The sequence below is a fragment of the Enterobacter hormaechei subsp. xiangfangensis genome (assembly GCF_001729785.1).
GTDB classification, from domain to species: Bacteria; Pseudomonadota; Gammaproteobacteria; order Enterobacterales; family Enterobacteriaceae; genus Enterobacter; species Enterobacter hormaechei_C.
Map to the genome: position 1 here is coordinate 4,304,719 of NZ_CP017183.1, position 15,851 is coordinate 4,320,569.

Sequence of the window (15,851 nt, forward strand, 5' to 3'; positions counted from 1 at the left end):
TTCCCCGTTTAAAGGGAAGGTTGAGAAATTATTTAGACCGGCGGCAGGTCAAACAGCAGAATTTCACTTTCGCTGTCGGCATGCACGGAGAGCGCCTGCTCATCCCAGACGGCCAGACCATCGGCGGTTGTCGCTTTGGTGCCATTGATGGACACCTCCCCTTTCACCACCTGGATCCACACGCGGCGGTTGGCGGCGATCTGGTGCACAGACTGTTCATCTTTCGCCAGCGCCCAGCGGTACAGCTCCATATCCTGATGCACTTTCAGGGAACCTTCACGCGCATCCGGCGAGAGCACCAGCTGTTTGCCCTGTTTCGCGTCGAAGCGGCGCTGCTCGTAGCGTGGCGTGATGCCGGTCTCTTCTGGAATGATCCAGATTTGATACAGGTGCAGTTTTTCCGTTTTGCTCGGGTTGTACTCAGAGTGACGCACCCCGGTCCCCGCGCTCATAATCTGGAACTCGCCCGCCGGAACCTGCTCTTTGTTGCCCATGCTGTCCTGGTGCTCAACCGCCCCTTCCAGCACATAGGTCAGGATTTCCATGTCTTTGTGCGGGTGGGTACCGAAGCCCTGGCCTGCATCAATCACGTCATCGTTAATCACGCGCAGTGCGGAGAAGCCCATGAAGTTCGGGTCGTAGTAGTCGGCAAACGAGAATGAATGCCATGAGTCCAGCCAGCCATGATTCGCGTGACCACGTTCGTTTGCTTTGCGTAAGTAGATCATTGTTTTCACCCTCAGTTCGTTTCGATGGAGTAAGTGTGGACGCAAACGCCCTGGGATCATAGAGGGTGAAAATTGACTCCTCTGTTCAAAAATTGTGAACAAGCGCAGAGGAGCCGTTTTTGCTTATTTCGCGAGGGTTACCGTGGCAGGAGAAGCCTGTTCGAAGGCCCGTTCGAGGATTTCCAGGTTGGTCAGAACGTCAGATTCCTTGACGTAATTCGCCGTGCCGTTTGTGAGGGTCTCAAACAGCGCATCATAGACGCGTCCATAGTCGCCCGTTTCCGGCTTCAGCTCTTCCCTGACCGTCACGCCCTCGTCGTTCACGTACTCCAGCACGCCCACGGAATCATCTGCCGCAAAGCCCGGTTCACCCGGCATGATGTTGGCCTTCAGGCTGGTCTCCTGCTGGTCAATGCCGTACTTGATAAAGGAGCCTTTCTTGCCGTGAACGATAAATTTCGGGTAGTCGATTTTCACCAGATGGCTGGTTTTGACGATGGCCTTCAGGTCGCCGTAGAACAGCTGGGCTTCAAAGGTATCGTCCGGGTTGGCTTTGTTGCGCAGGCTGCGAATGTCATACGCCACGTGGTCCGGGCGGCCAAACAGGGAAATAATCTGGTCCATGGTGTGCACGCCCAGACCGTAGAACGACCCGTCCTGCGGCAGTCCTGGCTGGGTTTCCGCCACCGGGCGGTAGTAATCGAAGTGGCTTTCGATTTCCACGATCTCGCCGAGTTTGCCGCTCTCAATCGCCTTTTTCGCCGTCAGGAAGCAGCTGTCAAAGCGTCGGTTCTGGTACGGCGTGACGGTCAGGCCTTTGCTTTTCGCCAGCGCAAAGAGTTCCTTCGCTTCGGCGATGGTCGGGGTGAACGGCTTTTCCACCAGCACGTTTTTACCTGCTTCCAGCGCGCGTTTCGCGTAGTCAAAGTGGCTGTCGGCGTGGGTACAGACCACCACCAGCTTCACCTGCGGATCATTTAACACTTCATCAAGATCGCTGGTGAAATGAATATGGGAATACTGCGGAGACTGTTCTTCCGGCTTCGCGCTGCGGCGGTAGATATGAGCGACGTGCCAGGTCTCTTTACGGTTGAGAACATACGGAAGGTGGTAACGCGTGGTGCTTTTGCCAAATCCAATAAATGCGCAATGTAGTGTCATGGCTCAGTCCTTTTTCGAAGGTTGCTGAGTCTAACCATAACAAAAAAAAAGCCAGCTAAAAGCTGGCTAAAGTAATACTGGAAGCAATGTGAGCAATGTCGTGCTTTCAGGTTCCCGTAGGAGGTCTTCCTGAATGCAAAGCAATAATAATCATTCTCATTCGCACTTGTCCAACACTTTTTGCAAAAAATAGCGATTGACTCAACTTTTAAAGTCATTGATGTTGGAAGGGACTTTTAACTGACTGAGGAACAAGGAATGAGTGAGATAGTGATACGCCACGCTGAACCGAAAGATTACGACGCCATTCGTCAGATCCACGCCCAGCCGGAGGTGTACCACAACACGCTACAGGTTCCTCATCCTTCAATGGAAATGTGGCAAATGCGGCTAGGCGAACAGCCGGGCATTAAACAGCTGGTTGCCTGCATTGATGATATCGTGGTCGGCCACCTCACCATTGATGTCGCCCAGCGACCACGCCGCAGCCACGTTGCCGATTTCGGTATATGCGTTGGCGCAGAGTGGCATAACCGCGGCGTGGCCAGCGCGCTGATTCGCACCATGATCGATATGTGCGACAACTGGCTGCGCGTCGACCGCATCGAGTTAACGGTGTTTGTGGATAACGAACCGGCAATCGCGGTGTACAAAAAGCACGGGTTTGAGATTGAAGGCACCGGCAGGCGCTATGCCCTGCGCAACGGCGAGTATGTGGATGCGTATTATATGGCGAGGATGAAGTAATGAGTTGCCGGGTGGCGGCTTCGCCTTACCCGGCCTATGTCCGTGCCGTTGTAGGCCCGGTAAGCGCAGCGCCACCGGGCAACAAAATCAATACCCCGCCGTTAAATCATCCACCGAACGCGGGTCCGACGCGCCAAACAGCGCGCCATCCGGTCCGACCATAATGCTCTGGGTGCTGCCCATCGCCTCCTTCACCGCCACCTTCTGCCCGCGCTGCTCAAGCAGCTTGAGGGTGTCCGGGCTAAAGCCCTTCTCCACGCGCAACTCGTCCGGCAGCCACTGGTGATGGAAACGCGGCGCATTGGTCGCTTCGGCGACGTTCATCCCAAAGTCGATGCTGTTCACCACCATTTGCAGTACGGTGGTGATAATCCTGCTCCCGCCAGGGCTGCCTGTCACCAGCCAGGTTTTGCCGTCTTTCACCACAATGGTGGGCGACATGGATGATAGCGGGCGCTTCTTCGGCCCTACCGCATTCGCATCGCCGCCGACCAGGCCGTAGACATTCGGCACGCCCGGCTTGGCAGAAAAATCATCCATCTCGTTGTTCAGCAAAATACCGCTATTGCCCGCCACAATCCCGGTGCCGAAGGTGGTGTTAAGCGTGTAGGTCACCGCCACCGCGTTTCCGTCTTTGTCCACGACCGAGAAGTGGGTGGTCTGGTTACTTTCATACGGCGCCAGCTTGCCCGGGCGGATCTCGCTCGACGGCTTAGCCTTGTTGATGTCGATCTGATCGGCAATCGATTTGGCATAGGCCTTGTTGGTCAGCGCCTGCCACGGCACCTTCACGAAGTCCGGGTCGCCGAGGTATTCCGAGCGGTCAGCGTAGGCGCGCTTTTCCGCCTCGGCCATCACCTGCATGGCATCGGCGCTACCGAAGCCATACTTGTGCATATCGAAGTTTTCCAGAATATTGAGGATCTGCACGATGTGAATGCCCCCGGAAGACGGCGGCGGCATGGAGAAGACCTCGTAGCCGCGATAGGTGCCACTAATCGGCTCGCGCTCCACCGCCTTATATTCCGCCAGATCCGCTTTGGTGATCAGCCCGCCGTTCTTCTGCATCTCATCCGCAATCTGATCGGCAATCGGCCCCTTATAGAAGGCATCCGGACCGTTTTCGGCAATCAGTTCGAGACTTTTTGCGAGGTTCTTCTGCACCAGCTTATCGCCCTTCTTCAGCGGCTCGCCGTCTTTCCAGAAGATAGCCTTGCTGTTCTCATGATTGGGAATAACTTCGCTGCCGTAGGTTTTGAGGTCGTCCGCCAGCGCGTCGTTGACGACGAAGCCGTCGCGCGCCAGCCTGATGGCAGGCTGCACCACTTTATTCAGCGGCAGCGTGCCGTATTTTTCCAGCGCCAGCGAGAAGCCCGCAACGGTGCCCGGCGTGCCGGAGGCAAGGTGCGAGGTCAGGGATTTTTTACTGTCCGGATTACCCTGATCGTCGAGGAACATATCGCGGGAGGCCTGGTTCGGCGCCATCTCACGGAAGTCGATGGCTGTGGTTTTACCGTCTTTCGTGCGCAGCATCATAAACCCGCCGCCGCCCAGGTTCCCCGCCTGTGGATGCGTCACCGCCAGCGCATATCCCACCGCGACCGCCGCATCCACCGCGTTACCGCCCTGTTTAAGAATATCGACGCCCACCTGCGTTGCCAGCGCGTCAACCGAGGCCACCATGCCGTGCGTCGCCCGCACGGGGTGAAAAACATCCTCCTCCACGCCGTAAGAGACCGGTGGAGCGGCGGGCGGGTTGGCCGCCACGGTAAATGTGCCGCCTGCCATCAGCGCAGCGATGGCGACCCAGCGCAAAAAGGTTGGTTTCATCATTATTGTTCTCCAGGTGAAGGGGCCCATATTCCCCGCTTAAGCCTGGTTCACAACTCTTAAAAAATCATCGTTATGCAGGAATGAGGATAAACTTAAGAGAAGCCTCAAAGGAGGAGATAACCATGAAACGATTACTGATCCTGACCGCGCTGCTTCCGTTCGCCGCGCTCGCACAGCCAATCAACACCCTGAACAACCCGAACCAGCCGGGCTACGTCATTCCGAGCCAGCAGCGTATGCAGACGGAGATGATGAGCCAGCAACAGCAGCAGAAAGGGATGCTCAATCAGCAGTTAAAGACGCAGACCCAGGTGCAGCAGCAGCACCTGCAAAACCAGATGAATACCAACACCCAGCGCGTACAGCAGGGCCAGATGCTTGAACAGCCGCTGCCTAATGCAAACGGTGGGATGTTAGGAGGCGGAGTATCGCAAAGCAGCGGTCAGCAGCACATGCTGCCGACCCAGCAGAACGGCAGTATGCTTAATAAATAAAGTTCGGCCCGATCTGGTCAATCGCATCGGTACAGATGCTGTCCACGCCCCAGCGCAGCAGCTCGGCTGCACGCTGGGGTTTGTTGACGGTATACACCAGGATATGCAGACCGGCCTCCTTCAACAGCGTCACGCGCGCTTCATCCAGCAGCTTATGGTTGAGGTGGATCGACACGCAGCCTAAGCGGGTCGTCAGCGCGCGCCAGTCTTCTCGCCACGCATCCAGCAGCAGCCCGCGCGGCAACTCCGGAACGGCGGCCTGTGCGGCTTCCAGCGCGTCGATATCAAACGACGACAGCAGCGGCGCGGTCATCCCTTCCCACAGCTCACGCGCGGCAATGGCAATCACTTTACCCGTCAGCGGCCCGGTGCCGGTGGTCGGTTTGATTTCAATATTGGCCATCATGCCGTGTTGACGACAGCGGTCCGCCACTTCCGCCAGCAGCGGCAGCGGTTCGCCTTTGAATTCGCCGCTGAACCAGCTTCCGGCGTCCACCTTCAGCAGGTCACGCCACGGCAGTTCACCCGCCACGCCCCAGCCGTTGCTGGTGCGTTCGAGGTTGTCGTCGTGCAGCAGGAAAATTTCGCCGTCCTTCGACAGCTTGGCGTCGAACTCGATCATCGTGTGGCCGTAGCGTGCGCCAACGTCAATTGCCGCCAGGGTGTTTTCCGGCGCCAGTTTACCGCCACCACGGTGGGCGACGATGTGGGGGTAAGGCCAGTTGCTCATACTCGTTGTCCTGTTTCACCGTCAAATAAGTGCAGGTGATTTTCCGGCATATGCAGCCACAGCGTGCTGCCTGCTTTCGGGCGCTCCTGATGCGGCAGACGCACTACCAGCTTTTGCTCGCCCCAGCGTCCGTGCGCCAGGTTGTCTGCGCCCAGCATCTCCAGCGTGTCCATCACCAGCGGCACGCCGCCGTCCGCCTGAGACGTCAAACCAATATGCTCGGGGCGGATACCAAGCGTCATCTTACGCCCGGCGTAGCCACGATAGTACCAGTTGATCGGCAACGCCATCCCGCTTTCCAGCTCGAAGTGGGTTCCCGCCGCATTGATCCGCCCGTCCAGCAGGTTCATCGCCGGGCTGCCGATAAAGCTCGCCACAAAACGGCTGGCCGGTTTCTCGTAGACTTCCACTGGGGTGCCAATCTGCTCGGCGATGCCTTTGTTCATCACCATCACGCGCTGGGCGAGGGTCATGGCTTCAACCTGATCGTGGGTCACATAGAGGGACGTGGTTCCCAGCCGCCGATGCAGCTGCTGTAGCTCAAGACGCATCTGCACGCGCAGTTTGGCGTCGAGGTTTGACAGCGGTTCGTCGAACAGAAATACCGCCGGATCGCGCACGATGGCGCGCCCCATCGCCACGCGCTGGCGCTGGCCGCCGGAGAGCTCGCGCGGGCGACGCTTGAGCAGGCCGTCCAGCTCCAGAATGCGCGCGGCCTCTTTCACGCGCTCCTCGATATGGCCTTTGCCCATACCGCGAATTTTCAGCCCCCAGGCCATGTTCTCTTCCACGCTCATGTGCGGATAGAGGGCGTAGTTCTGGAATACCATCGCGATGCCGCGATCTTTGGGTTCCATCTCGGTAACGCGCTGGCGGTCAATCCAGATATCCCCGGACGTCACACGCTCCAGCCCGGCCACCATACGCAGCAGGGTGGATTTTCCGCAGCCGGACGGGCCGACCATCACGATAAATTCCCCGTCCGCCACGTCGAGCGTCAGCGGCTGAATGACCTGGGTTTTGCCGTCCCAGCTTTTGGTTACTGCCTGTAATTTTAAACCTGCCATCTTATTTCTCGCTATCGACCAGGCCGCGGACAAACGCTCGCTGCATGGCTAAAACAATGACTACGGGTGGGATAAGGGTGAGCAGCATCGCCGCCATCACCTGGTTCCAGAGGGTGGTGCCTTCGCCGGTGGCGATCATGCCTTTGATGCCTGCCACGGCGGTGCCGAGGTTGACGTCCTGAACGATCAGCAGCGGCCACAGATACTGGTTCCAGCCGTAGATAAAGGTGATCACAAACAGCGCCGCGAGATTGGTTTTCGACAGCGGCAGCACGATGTCGCGGAAGAAGCGCATCGGCGAGGCCCCGTCAATGCGCGCGGCTTCAATCAGCTCATCCGGCAGGGTCATAAAGAACTGGCGAAACAGGAAGGTGGCGGTCGCCGAGGCCATCAGCGGCAGGGTCAAGCCCGCGTAGCTGTCGAGCATCTTCAGGTTGGCGATCACCTCCACCGTCGGGAAGATACGCACCTCCACCGGCAGCATGAGGGTGATGAAAATCATCCAGAAAAACAGGTTACGCAACGGAAAGCGGAACCAGACGATGGCGAAGGCCGAAAGCATCGACACGGTGATTTTGCCGACGGTGATACCGAACGCCATGATGAAACTGTTGAGCATCATCAGCCAGAACGGCGCGCTGTTAGCGCCCACGCCCTGCGTCCAGATAGTCTTCATGTTCTCGAACAGATGCGTGCCTGGGATCAGCGTCATTGGCGTGTCGAACACCGCTTTGGTGTCCAAAGTGGCGGCGACAAAGGCCACGTACAGTGGGAACAGGATGACGAGGATGCCCAGGATTAGCAGGGTATGGCTGAAAATCGTCAGCCCGCGACGGTTCTCAATCATTGGTAGCGCACCTTACTTTCGACATAGCGGAACTGCACCACCGTGAGGATGATGACGAGGAACATCAGCACCACCGACTGCGCGGCAGAAGCGGAGAGATCCAACCCCGCAAAGCCTTCGCGGTAGATCTTGTAAATCAGCGTGGTGGTTGCCTGCACCGGGCCGCCCGCGGTGGCGGCGTCGATCACCGGGAAGGTGTCGAAGAAGGCGTACACCAGGTTCACCACCAGCAGGAAAAAACTCACCGGGGCGATCAGCGGCAGCGACAGCCTGAAGAAGCGGCGCACCGGCCCTGCGCCGTCAATCGCGGCAGCCTCCACCAGCGAACGCGGGATAGACTGTAGCGCGGCAAAGAAAAACAGGAAGTTATAGCTGATCTGCTTCCACACCGAGGCGAACACCACCAGGAACATCGCCTGACCGCTGTTCTGGGCGTGGTTCCAGTCGTAGCCAAATTCGCCCAGGAAGTGGGTAATCAGCCCGCGCCCTGGGTTAAACAGGAAGATCCACAGCACGGCGGCCACGGCGGGAGCCACGGCGTAGGGCAGCAGCATCAGGGTCTGGTACAGACGACTGCCGCGCACCACGTAGTCCACCAGCGCAGCGAAGAACAGCGAGGCGACAAGGCCGCTGACGGTGACCAGCGCGCTGAATTTGATCGTCGTCCAGAAGGAATCCAGGTAGTAGCTGTCGTGGAACAGCGCGGTAAAGTTGTCCAGCCCGACAAACTGGCTGGAAAGCCCGAACGGATCGACGCTTTGTACCGAGTACCACAGCGCTTCGCCCGCAGGCCAGATAAAGAAGATGACGGTGATGACCAGCTGCGGCGCGACCAGCAGATACGGCAGCCAGCGGGAACGGAACACCGGACGGGATGATGACATAGGTTAGCTCAGGTTGGTTTCCCCTCACCCCGTCCCTCTCCCAAAGGGAGAGGGTTAGTGAGGGCAAAAAGATTAAGACTTCGTCGACTGCTCAAAGCGGCGCAGCAGCTGATTCCCGCGCTCTACCGCGGAATCCAGCGCCTGCTGTGGCGTTTTCTTCCCGGTCCAGACGCTTTCCAGCTCTTCATCGACGATGGTGCGGATCTGCGGCATGTTGCCCAGACGCAGGCCTTTGGTGAACGGCAACGGCGGCTTGTTCAGCATCTGACGCGTCGCGATATCCGCGCCCGGGTTCTTGCTGTAGAAGCCCTGCTCGCGGGTCAGGTCGTACGCGGCTTTGGTGATCGGCAGGTAGCCGGTCTTCTGGTGCCACTCGGCGGCGTTTTCCGGCTTCGCCAGGAAGTCGAGGAACTCGGCCACGCCTTTGTAGGTGCCGTTGTCTTTACCCTGCATCACCCACAGGCTCGCCCCGCCGATGATGGCATTCTGCGGCGCGCCTTTGACGTCAGCGTCGTACGGCATCATGCCCACGCCGTAATTGAATTTGGCGTAGTGACGGATGTCTGCCAGCGAGCCAGATGAGGCGGTGGTAATGGCGCAATCGCCGTTGTAGAACTTCTCGGTGGATTCGTCTTTACGCCCGAAGTAGCTGAAGTCGCCCTTCTTATTGAGTGCTTCCAGCAGCGCGATGTGCTTCACCTGCTCCGGCTTGTTGAACTCCAGCACCGCGTCGGTACCGTCGAAGCCGTTGTTTTTGGTGGCAACCGGCAGGCCGTGCCAGGCGCTGAAGTTTTCAATCTGGATCCAGCCCTGCCAGCCGCTGGCGTAGCCGCACTTCATCCCCGCCGCTTTCAGCTTCGCGGTGTATTCGGCCAGGTCCTGCCAGGTTTTTGGCGGCTGCTCCGGATCTAAACCGGCTTTCCTGAAGGCGTCTTTGTTGTAGTACAGCACTGGCGTAGAGCTGTTAAACGGCTGGGACAGCAGATGCCCGCTTTTGGAATCCGTGTAGTATCCCGCCACGGTTGGCACGAACTGGGACTCGTCAAAGTTAATGCCCGCCTCTTTGAACACCTCGTACACCGGCTTGATGGCTTTGGAGGCCATCATGGTCGCGGTGCCCACTTCATAAACCTGTAACAGCGCAGGCGCGTTACCGGTACGGAAGGCGGCGATGCCCGCGCTCAGGCTCTGCTCGTAGTTGCCTTTGTACACCGGCACAATTTTGTAATCCGGGTGGGTGTCGTTGAAACGTTGCGCCAGGGAGTCAACCTCTTTACCCAACTCTCCTTCCATGGAATGCCAGAACGGAATGGTCGTCACAGCCATTGCGTTCGTCGCAAAAGCCAGACCCAGTGCCAGACCCAAAGCTGTGTGTCGTAACGATGTCATTGTCATCTCTCTTATTGTGCCGGATGCGCGATATCACGCGTTTTATGCTCGCGAGGTAACATGACATGCTCGAATGACAGAAAAATAACTGTTTGTTTACAGACAGGTGACAGCCAGGCGTCAGAGGGATGATGGTTGTGTGAAGGGGTTTAGATGTTGGGTGCGGTCTAGTGCCCTCACCCCGGCCCTCTCCCACAGGGAGAGGGAGAAAACACTAAAAAGGCAACTTGCGTTGCCTTTTTGCTTTTACCTATCCGCCCAGGTACGCGCTCCGCACCGCTTCGTTCGCCAGCAGCGCATCGCCGGTATCGGAGAGCACCACGCGCCCGTTCTCCAGCACATAGCCGCGGTCAGCGAGCTTCAGCGCCTGGTTGGCGTTCTGTTCGACGAGGAAGATGGTCATCCCCTCTTTGCGCAGCTGCTCAATGGTATCGAAAATCTGCTGGATGATGATGGGCGCAAGACCGAGCGACGGTTCATCCAGCAACAGCAGACGCGGCTGGCTCATCAGCGCGCGGCCAATCGCCAGCATCTGTTGCTCGCCGCCGGACATGGTGCCCGCGCGCTGAATACGACGCTCCCACAGGCGCGGGAAGAGTTCGTACACCCACTTGATGCGGGTCTGGTATTCATCCCGGTGGGCGAAGAAACCGCCCATCGCCAGATTCTCTTCCACCGTCATGCGGGAGAATACGCGACGCCCTTCCGGGACAATCGCCACCGCTTCACGCATGATTCTGGCGGTCTGCCAGTCGGTAATGTCTTTGCCGTCAAACACAATCCGCCCGCTGGTGGCGCGCGGGTCGCCGCACAGGGTGCCGAGCAGCGTGGTTTTGCCCGCGCCGTTAGCCCCAATCAGGGTGACGATTTCGCCCTGATTAATATGCAGGCTGACATCGTGCAGCGCCTGAATTTTGCCGTAGTGCGCGTTGACCTTGTCGAACGTTAACATCGCTTTTTCCATCTTATGCCTCACCAAGGTATGCGCGGATCACGTCCGGGTTGTTGCGGATCTCTTCCGGCGTGCCGTTTGCCAGCGGCGTGCCCTGGTTTACCACGTAGATACGGTCCGAAATGCCCATCACCAGCTTCATGTCATGCTCAATCAGCAGGATGGTGGTGTCGTGATGGTCGCGCAGCTCGGCAATCAGCTCGTCCAGCTCTTTGGTCTCTTTCGGATTGAGACCTGCCGCTGGTTCGTCGAGCATCAGGATCTCCGGCTGCGTCACCATGCAGCGCACAATCTCCAGGCGACGCTGATCCCCGTAAGCGAGGTTGCTCGCCTGACGGTTGGCGTGCTGGAGCAGGCCGATACGGTCGAGCCAGGTCGCGGCGCGATCGAGCGCCTCTTCCTGCGTGCGGCGGAAGGCCGGGGTTTTCAGCAGGCCGGAGAAGAGGCCGGTTTTCAGCTGCTGATGTTGCGCCACCAGCAGGTTCTCAATCACCGTCATCTCGCGGAACAGACGCACGTGCTGGAAGGTACGCACCACGCCCATGCGGGCAATCTGCTGGCCCGGCAGCCCTTCAAGATGCTGATCGCGCAGCATGATGGTGCCGCCCGTCGGCTTGTAGAAGCCGGTCAGGCAGTTGAAGACCGTGGTTTTTCCCGCGCCGTTCGGGCCAATCAGGGAGACAATCTCTTTCTTGTGCAGATCCAGATTCACATTGTTGACCGCCAGCAGGCCGCCAAAACGCATCATCAGGCCGTTAACGGATAATAAAGGCTTCATGCCTGCTCTCCTTTCGCCTGTGTGCGTTTCAGCTTCAGCTGTGGACGGGTCATCGGCAGGAGACCCTGCGGACGCCAGATCATCATCAGCACCATCAAACCACCCAGCATTAACATGCTGTATTCGTTAAAGTCGCGCATCAGCTCGCGGGAGACCACCAGCAGGATAGCCGCGAGGATCACGGCGAACTGCGAGCCCATTCCGCCGAGCACCACAATCGCCAGCACGAAGGCCGATTCGGCAAAGGTGAACGATTCCGGGCTGACGAAGCCCTGACGCGCGGCAAACAGCGTTCCGGCGAAACCGGCAAACGCGGCGCTGATGGTAAATGCGGTCAGCTTGATGCGGGTCGGGTTCAGGCCCAGGGAGCGGCAGGCGATCTCATCTTCGCGCAGCGCTTCCCACGCGCGACCCAGCGGCATGCGCAGCAGACGGTTGATCACAAACAGCGTAATCACCACCAGCAGCAGCGCCACCAGATAGAGCCAGATCACGCGGTCGGACGGATCGTATTTGATGCCAAAGAAGTTGCTGAAGGTATCCCAGCCGCCTTCGCGGGCGGTACGGCTGAACTCCAAGCCGAAGAAGGTCGGTTTCGGGATCTGGCTGATGCCGTTCGGACCGCCGGTCACTTCGGTATTGTTGAGCAGCAGAATACGGACGATTTCGCCGAAGCCTAAGGTCACAATCGCCAGGTAGTCACCGCGCAGGCGCAGCACCGGGAAACCGAGCAGGAAGCCCGCCGCGGCAGAGACCAGCCCCGCCAGCGGCAGACAGGTCCAGAAGCCGAGGCCGTAATAGTGGTTCAGCAGCGCGAAGGTGTACGCGCCGATGGCGTAGAACCCGCCGTAGCCCAGCACCAGCAGGCCAGACAGCCCCACCACCACGTTCAGACCCAGCCCCAGAATCACGTAGATCATGGTCAGGGTGGCAATATCCACCGTCCCGCGCGATACCATAAACGGCCACGCCACGGCAGCCACCAGCAGCGCCACAAGGAACAGCTTCTGTTTCACGGTTGTACCGTCGATCGCCGGCAGGACGAATTTCGGCCCGGAGACGTTTTTCAGCGTCTTCTGGAACAGCGGACGCAGCAGCTGGAACAGGAACACCACAGCGGTGCCGATAAACACCCACTGCCAGCGGATGTCGGGGGCGGTATCCACCACCAGCTTCGTGCCGTCCAGCCCTAACTGGACGCCCATAAAGACGCCCGCCAGGACGAAGAACATGGCGGCAGAGAGCAGCGCCATCGCAAAATGCATCGGTTTCATACTTTCTCTACCTCCGGACGGCCCAGAATACCGGTAGGCATCACCAGCAGAACCAGAATCAGCAGGGCAAACGACACCACATCTTTATACTCCGTACTCAGGTACGCCGAGGAGAGCGACTCCGCCACGCCGAGGATCAGACCACCGATCATCGCGCCCGGAATGCTGCCGATTCCGCCCAGTACCGCCGCGGTGAAGGCTTTCATCCCGGCCATAAAACCGATGTACGGGTTGATTACGCCGTAGAACTGGCCGAGCAACACGCCAGCCACCGCCGCCATCGCTGCGCCGATCACGAAGGTCAGGGCAATCACGCGGTCGGTGTTAATCCCGAGCAGGCTCGCCATCTTCAGATCTTCCGCGCAGGCGCGGCAGGCGCGTCCCATGCGGGAGTAGCGGATGAACAGGGTCAGGGCCAGCATGGCAATAAATGTCACAACCCAGATTACCAGCTGCATGGTGGTGACAGAGGCGGAGAAGTTTTCGCTGGCCCCCACAATCCACTGGCCGTTAAACAGGCTTGGCAGCGCCACGTCGCGTGAACCTTCAGTCAGGCTGACGTAGTTTTGCAGGAAAATGGACATCCCTATGGCGGAGATCAGCGCGATCAGGCGCTTGGAGCTGCGCACCGGTCGGTAGGCTACCCGTTCGATACTCCAGCCGTAGGCGCTGGCGATCACAATCGCGCCGACAAACCCGGCGGCTACCAGCAGCCAGCTGCTGTCGATGCCCATCATCATCAGCGCGGCGATGATCATAAAGGAGACGTAGCTACCGATCATGTACACCTCGCCGTGGGCGAAGTTAATCATGCCGATAATGCCGTAAACCATCGTGTAGCCGATGGCGATCAGCGCGTAAGTGCTTCCCAGCGTGACGCCGTTAAACATCTGCTGCAAAAAGTAGAGAAACTGCTCGGACATATGCAAACCTTTTTATACCCGCCCGGTGAGCCGGGCGGTGGGATGATTATCTGGCGACCGAGGACGAACCGTCGGCGTGCCACTTAAAGACACCAAATTCAAATCCCTTCAGATCGCCTTTCTCATCCCAGTTCAGCGGCCCAATCACGGTGTTCGCCCCGTGCGCTTTTAAATCTTTCACCAGATCCAGCGGTTCTTTGCTGCCGGTACGGTCCAGCGCGGTGGCCAGAGACTGTACGGCCGCGTAGGTGATCCAGACGTACGGACCACTCGGATCTTTCTTCTGCGCCTTGAGCGCATCCACGATAGTCTTATTCGCCGGATCCTGGTCATAGCGTTTTGGCATCGTCACCAGCATGCCTTCGGCAGAATCCCCCGCGATGTTGGACAGGGAGGCATTGCCCACGCCCTCTGGCCCCATGAACTGGGTTTTCAGACCGGTGGCGCGCGCCTGGCGCAGCATCTGCCCCATTTCCGGGTAGTAGCCGCCGTAGTAAACGAAGTCGATATTCTCTTTTTGCAGACGGGCGATCAGCGCGGAGAAGTCTTTCTCACCGGCGGTAATGCCGTCGAAGAAGACGATGTTTGCCCCGCCTTTTTTCAGGCCGTCCTGTACGGAACGCGCCAGGCCTTCGCCGTACTGCTGCTTATCGTGAATGATGGCGATACGCTGCGGCTTAACGGTTTCGAGGATGTATTTGGCGGCGGTTGGCCCCTGAGAGGAGTCCAGACCGGCGGTACGCATGATGTGCTGGTAGCCGCGCTGGGTCAGTTCCGGGTTGGTGGCGCCCGGGGTGATCATCAGAATGCCTTCGTCTTCGTAGATATCAGACGCAGGCTGCGTGGAAGAGGAACACAGGTGCCCTATGACGTACTGGATACCGTCGTTAACAATTTTGTTGGCGACCGCGACGGCCTGTTTTGGATCGCAGGCGTCGTCATACTCCACGCCCACCAGCTTGTCGCCTTTGATCCCGCCTTTGGCGTTGATATCTTTGATGGCCTGACGCGCGCCGTTGAACTCCATGTCACCCCACTGGGCAACAGGGCCGGACATCGCCCCCACTACCGCAACTTTAATGTCGTCTGCCATAGCGGCATGCGAGATCGACAGTGCGACCATCCCCGCGATTAATGTCTTCGCGTTCCTTTTCATCTCTGAATCCCCATTCGTGATGTCGTGTTTATATTTTGTTTTATTATGGTTAAAAAGCATTCTGTACTTTTAATGAACAACGCTATTTTTACCAGTGCCTTTAATGATTTAGCGCAGTTTTTTGTCAAAAACCAGACTAAAATCTCTATTTTTCAGGCGATTAAGCAAAGATAATATTCTGAAATCAGGCGGAGATAAACAAATAAAAGCGCAGTTGGCAGCATAAAATAACGGTACAAAGCGCCGAATAAATCACTACCCTTCAGGTTAAAATTCTGCTTATTTTTCGATCCATGTGTTTTCAAACTGCGCATTACGCTGTCAAAAAACTAATCACCTGGTAAATGGGAAGAAAAAGAGAAAGCGCCTGAGCAAATAAATTGAGTACACTGGCCCTACTCTTTTTGATTTGGACAAGCAGCTAATGAAACTGACTATCGTGCGTCTGGTGACCTTTAGCGACCAGGATCATATCGACCTGGGCAAGATCTGGCCGGAATATTCCCCTTCATCGCTGGCCGTCGATGAAAACCACCGCATCTATGCCGCGCGTTTTAATGAACGTCTGCTGGCCGCCGTCCGCGTAACGCTGAGCGGCACGGAAGGGGCGCTGGACTCCCTGCGCGTGCGCGACGTGACCCGTCGTCGCGGGGTCGGGCAGTATTTGATTGAAGAGGTGATCCGCGAAAACCCGAGCGTAACCTCCTGGTGGATGGCCGACGTGGGCGTGGAGGATCGCGGCGTGATGGCAGCGTTTATGCAGGCGTTAGGGTTTACGGCGCAGTCGAACGGGTGGGAGAAGCGCTAGATCTGTGCGGCCTGATACCCTCACCCCGGCCCTCTCCCTAAGGGAGAGGGAGAAAACCGGGTAATCCCCTCTCCCCGTGG

Annotated in this window: 16 protein-coding genes; 3 read left to right on the top strand and 13 right to left on the bottom strand. The window is 58.0% G+C overall.

The genetic code is table 11. The features are described 5' to 3' along the window. Positions 1 to 32: 32 nt before the first annotated feature. The gene (locus tag BFV63_RS20630) at positions 33 to 728 is read right to left on the bottom strand and encodes a pirin family protein (RefSeq protein WP_003861565.1); all 696 of its coding nucleotides are present in this window, start codon (positions 726 to 728) and stop codon (positions 33 to 35) included. A 123-nt stretch (positions 729 to 851) separates the two neighbouring features. Then, on the bottom strand, positions 852 to 1,889 hold the full coding sequence (locus tag BFV63_RS20635; RefSeq protein WP_003861563.1) for an oxidoreductase: 1,038 nt from the start codon (positions 1,887 to 1,889) through the stop codon (positions 852 to 854). Between the two features lie 258 nt (positions 1,890 to 2,147). Between BFV63_RS20635 and yhhY the strand changes: the two genes are divergently transcribed. Continuing rightward, positions 2,148 to 2,636, top strand: coding sequence for an N-acetyltransferase (gene yhhY / locus BFV63_RS20640; protein WP_003861561.1), 489 nt, complete (start codon positions 2,148 to 2,150; stop codon positions 2,634 to 2,636). Positions 2,637 to 2,723: 87 nt separating this feature from the next. Here yhhY and ggt read toward each other — a convergent pair whose 3' ends face one another. After that, complete coding sequence (gene ggt / locus BFV63_RS20645) at positions 2,724 to 4,469, bottom strand: gamma-glutamyltransferase (RefSeq protein WP_057979969.1); 1,746 nt, start codon at positions 4,467 to 4,469, stop codon at positions 2,724 to 2,726. A 122-nt stretch (positions 4,470 to 4,591) separates the two neighbouring features. Here ggt and BFV63_RS20650 point away from each other — a divergent pair, with 122 nt between their 5' ends. Continuing rightward, entirely contained in the window at positions 4,592 to 4,963 is a 372-nt protein-coding gene (locus tag BFV63_RS20650; protein WP_022651960.1) for a DUF2756 family protein, read from the top strand. Here BFV63_RS20650 and ugpQ read toward each other — a convergent pair. From ugpQ to livK, 10 genes are all read right to left on the bottom strand, one after another. Beyond that, positions 4,953 to 5,693 (bottom strand): glycerophosphodiester phosphodiesterase, encoded by a 741-nt coding sequence (gene ugpQ, locus BFV63_RS20655; RefSeq protein ID WP_022651961.1) that lies wholly within the window; start codon positions 5,691 to 5,693, stop codon positions 4,953 to 4,955. The genes BFV63_RS20650 and ugpQ overlap by 11 nt on opposite strands. After that, positions 5,690 to 6,760 (bottom strand): sn-glycerol-3-phosphate import ATP-binding protein UgpC, encoded by a 1,071-nt coding sequence (locus BFV63_RS20660; protein ID WP_003861554.1) that lies wholly within the window; start codon positions 6,758 to 6,760, stop codon positions 5,690 to 5,692. The genes ugpQ and BFV63_RS20660 overlap by 4 nt, the downstream gene beginning before the upstream one ends. A 1-nt stretch (position 6,761) precedes the next feature. Beyond that, complete coding sequence (gene ugpE, locus BFV63_RS20665) at positions 6,762 to 7,607, bottom strand: sn-glycerol-3-phosphate ABC transporter permease UgpE (protein WP_023314971.1); 846 nt, start codon at positions 7,605 to 7,607, stop codon at positions 6,762 to 6,764. Beyond that, positions 7,604 to 8,491: a sn-glycerol-3-phosphate ABC transporter permease UgpA gene (gene ugpA / locus BFV63_RS20670; RefSeq protein ID WP_003861551.1), complete on the bottom strand. Its 888-nt coding sequence runs from the start codon at positions 8,489 to 8,491 to the stop codon at positions 7,604 to 7,606. Before ugpA ends, ugpE begins: the two co-directional genes overlap by 4 nt. A 72-nt stretch (positions 8,492 to 8,563) precedes the next feature. Beyond that, positions 8,564 to 9,880, bottom strand: coding sequence for a sn-glycerol-3-phosphate ABC transporter substrate-binding protein UgpB (gene ugpB, locus BFV63_RS20675; protein ID WP_022651963.1), 1,317 nt, complete (start codon positions 9,878 to 9,880; stop codon positions 8,564 to 8,566). Between the two features lie 250 nt (positions 9,881 to 10,130). Further along, positions 10,131 to 10,844: a high-affinity branched-chain amino acid ABC transporter ATP-binding protein LivF gene (gene livF / locus BFV63_RS20680; RefSeq protein WP_022651964.1), complete on the bottom strand. Its 714-nt coding sequence runs from the start codon at positions 10,842 to 10,844 to the stop codon at positions 10,131 to 10,133. A gap of 1 nt (position 10,845) precedes the next feature. Beyond that, on the bottom strand, positions 10,846 to 11,610 hold the full coding sequence (gene livG, locus BFV63_RS20685; RefSeq protein ID WP_003861544.1) for a high-affinity branched-chain amino acid ABC transporter ATP-binding protein LivG: 765 nt from the start codon (positions 11,608 to 11,610) through the stop codon (positions 10,846 to 10,848). Continuing rightward, positions 11,607 to 12,884 carry a high-affinity branched-chain amino acid ABC transporter permease LivM gene (locus BFV63_RS20690; RefSeq protein WP_003861542.1) on the bottom strand — a complete coding sequence of 426 codons (1,278 nt, stop codon included), beginning with the start codon at positions 12,882 to 12,884 and terminating at the stop codon, positions 11,607 to 11,609. Before BFV63_RS20690 ends, livG begins: the two co-directional genes overlap by 4 nt. Beyond that, entirely contained in the window at positions 12,881 to 13,807 is a 927-nt protein-coding gene (livH, locus tag BFV63_RS20695) for a high-affinity branched-chain amino acid ABC transporter permease LivH (RefSeq protein ID WP_023323835.1), read from the bottom strand. The genes BFV63_RS20690 and livH overlap by 4 nt, the downstream gene beginning before the upstream one ends. Positions 13,808 to 13,853: 46 nt before the next feature. Beyond that, a complete protein-coding gene (livK, locus tag BFV63_RS20700) occupies positions 13,854 to 14,963 on the bottom strand; it encodes a high-affinity branched-chain amino acid ABC transporter substrate-binding protein LivK (protein ID WP_048209896.1) in 1,110 nt (369 codons plus the stop codon). A gap of 424 nt (positions 14,964 to 15,387) precedes the next feature. Between livK and panM the strand changes: the two genes are divergently transcribed. Further along, positions 15,388 to 15,771, top strand: coding sequence for an aspartate 1-decarboxylase autocleavage activator PanM (gene panM / locus BFV63_RS20715; RefSeq protein WP_023314973.1), 384 nt, complete (start codon positions 15,388 to 15,390; stop codon positions 15,769 to 15,771). Positions 15,772 to 15,851 lie beyond the last annotated feature (80 nt).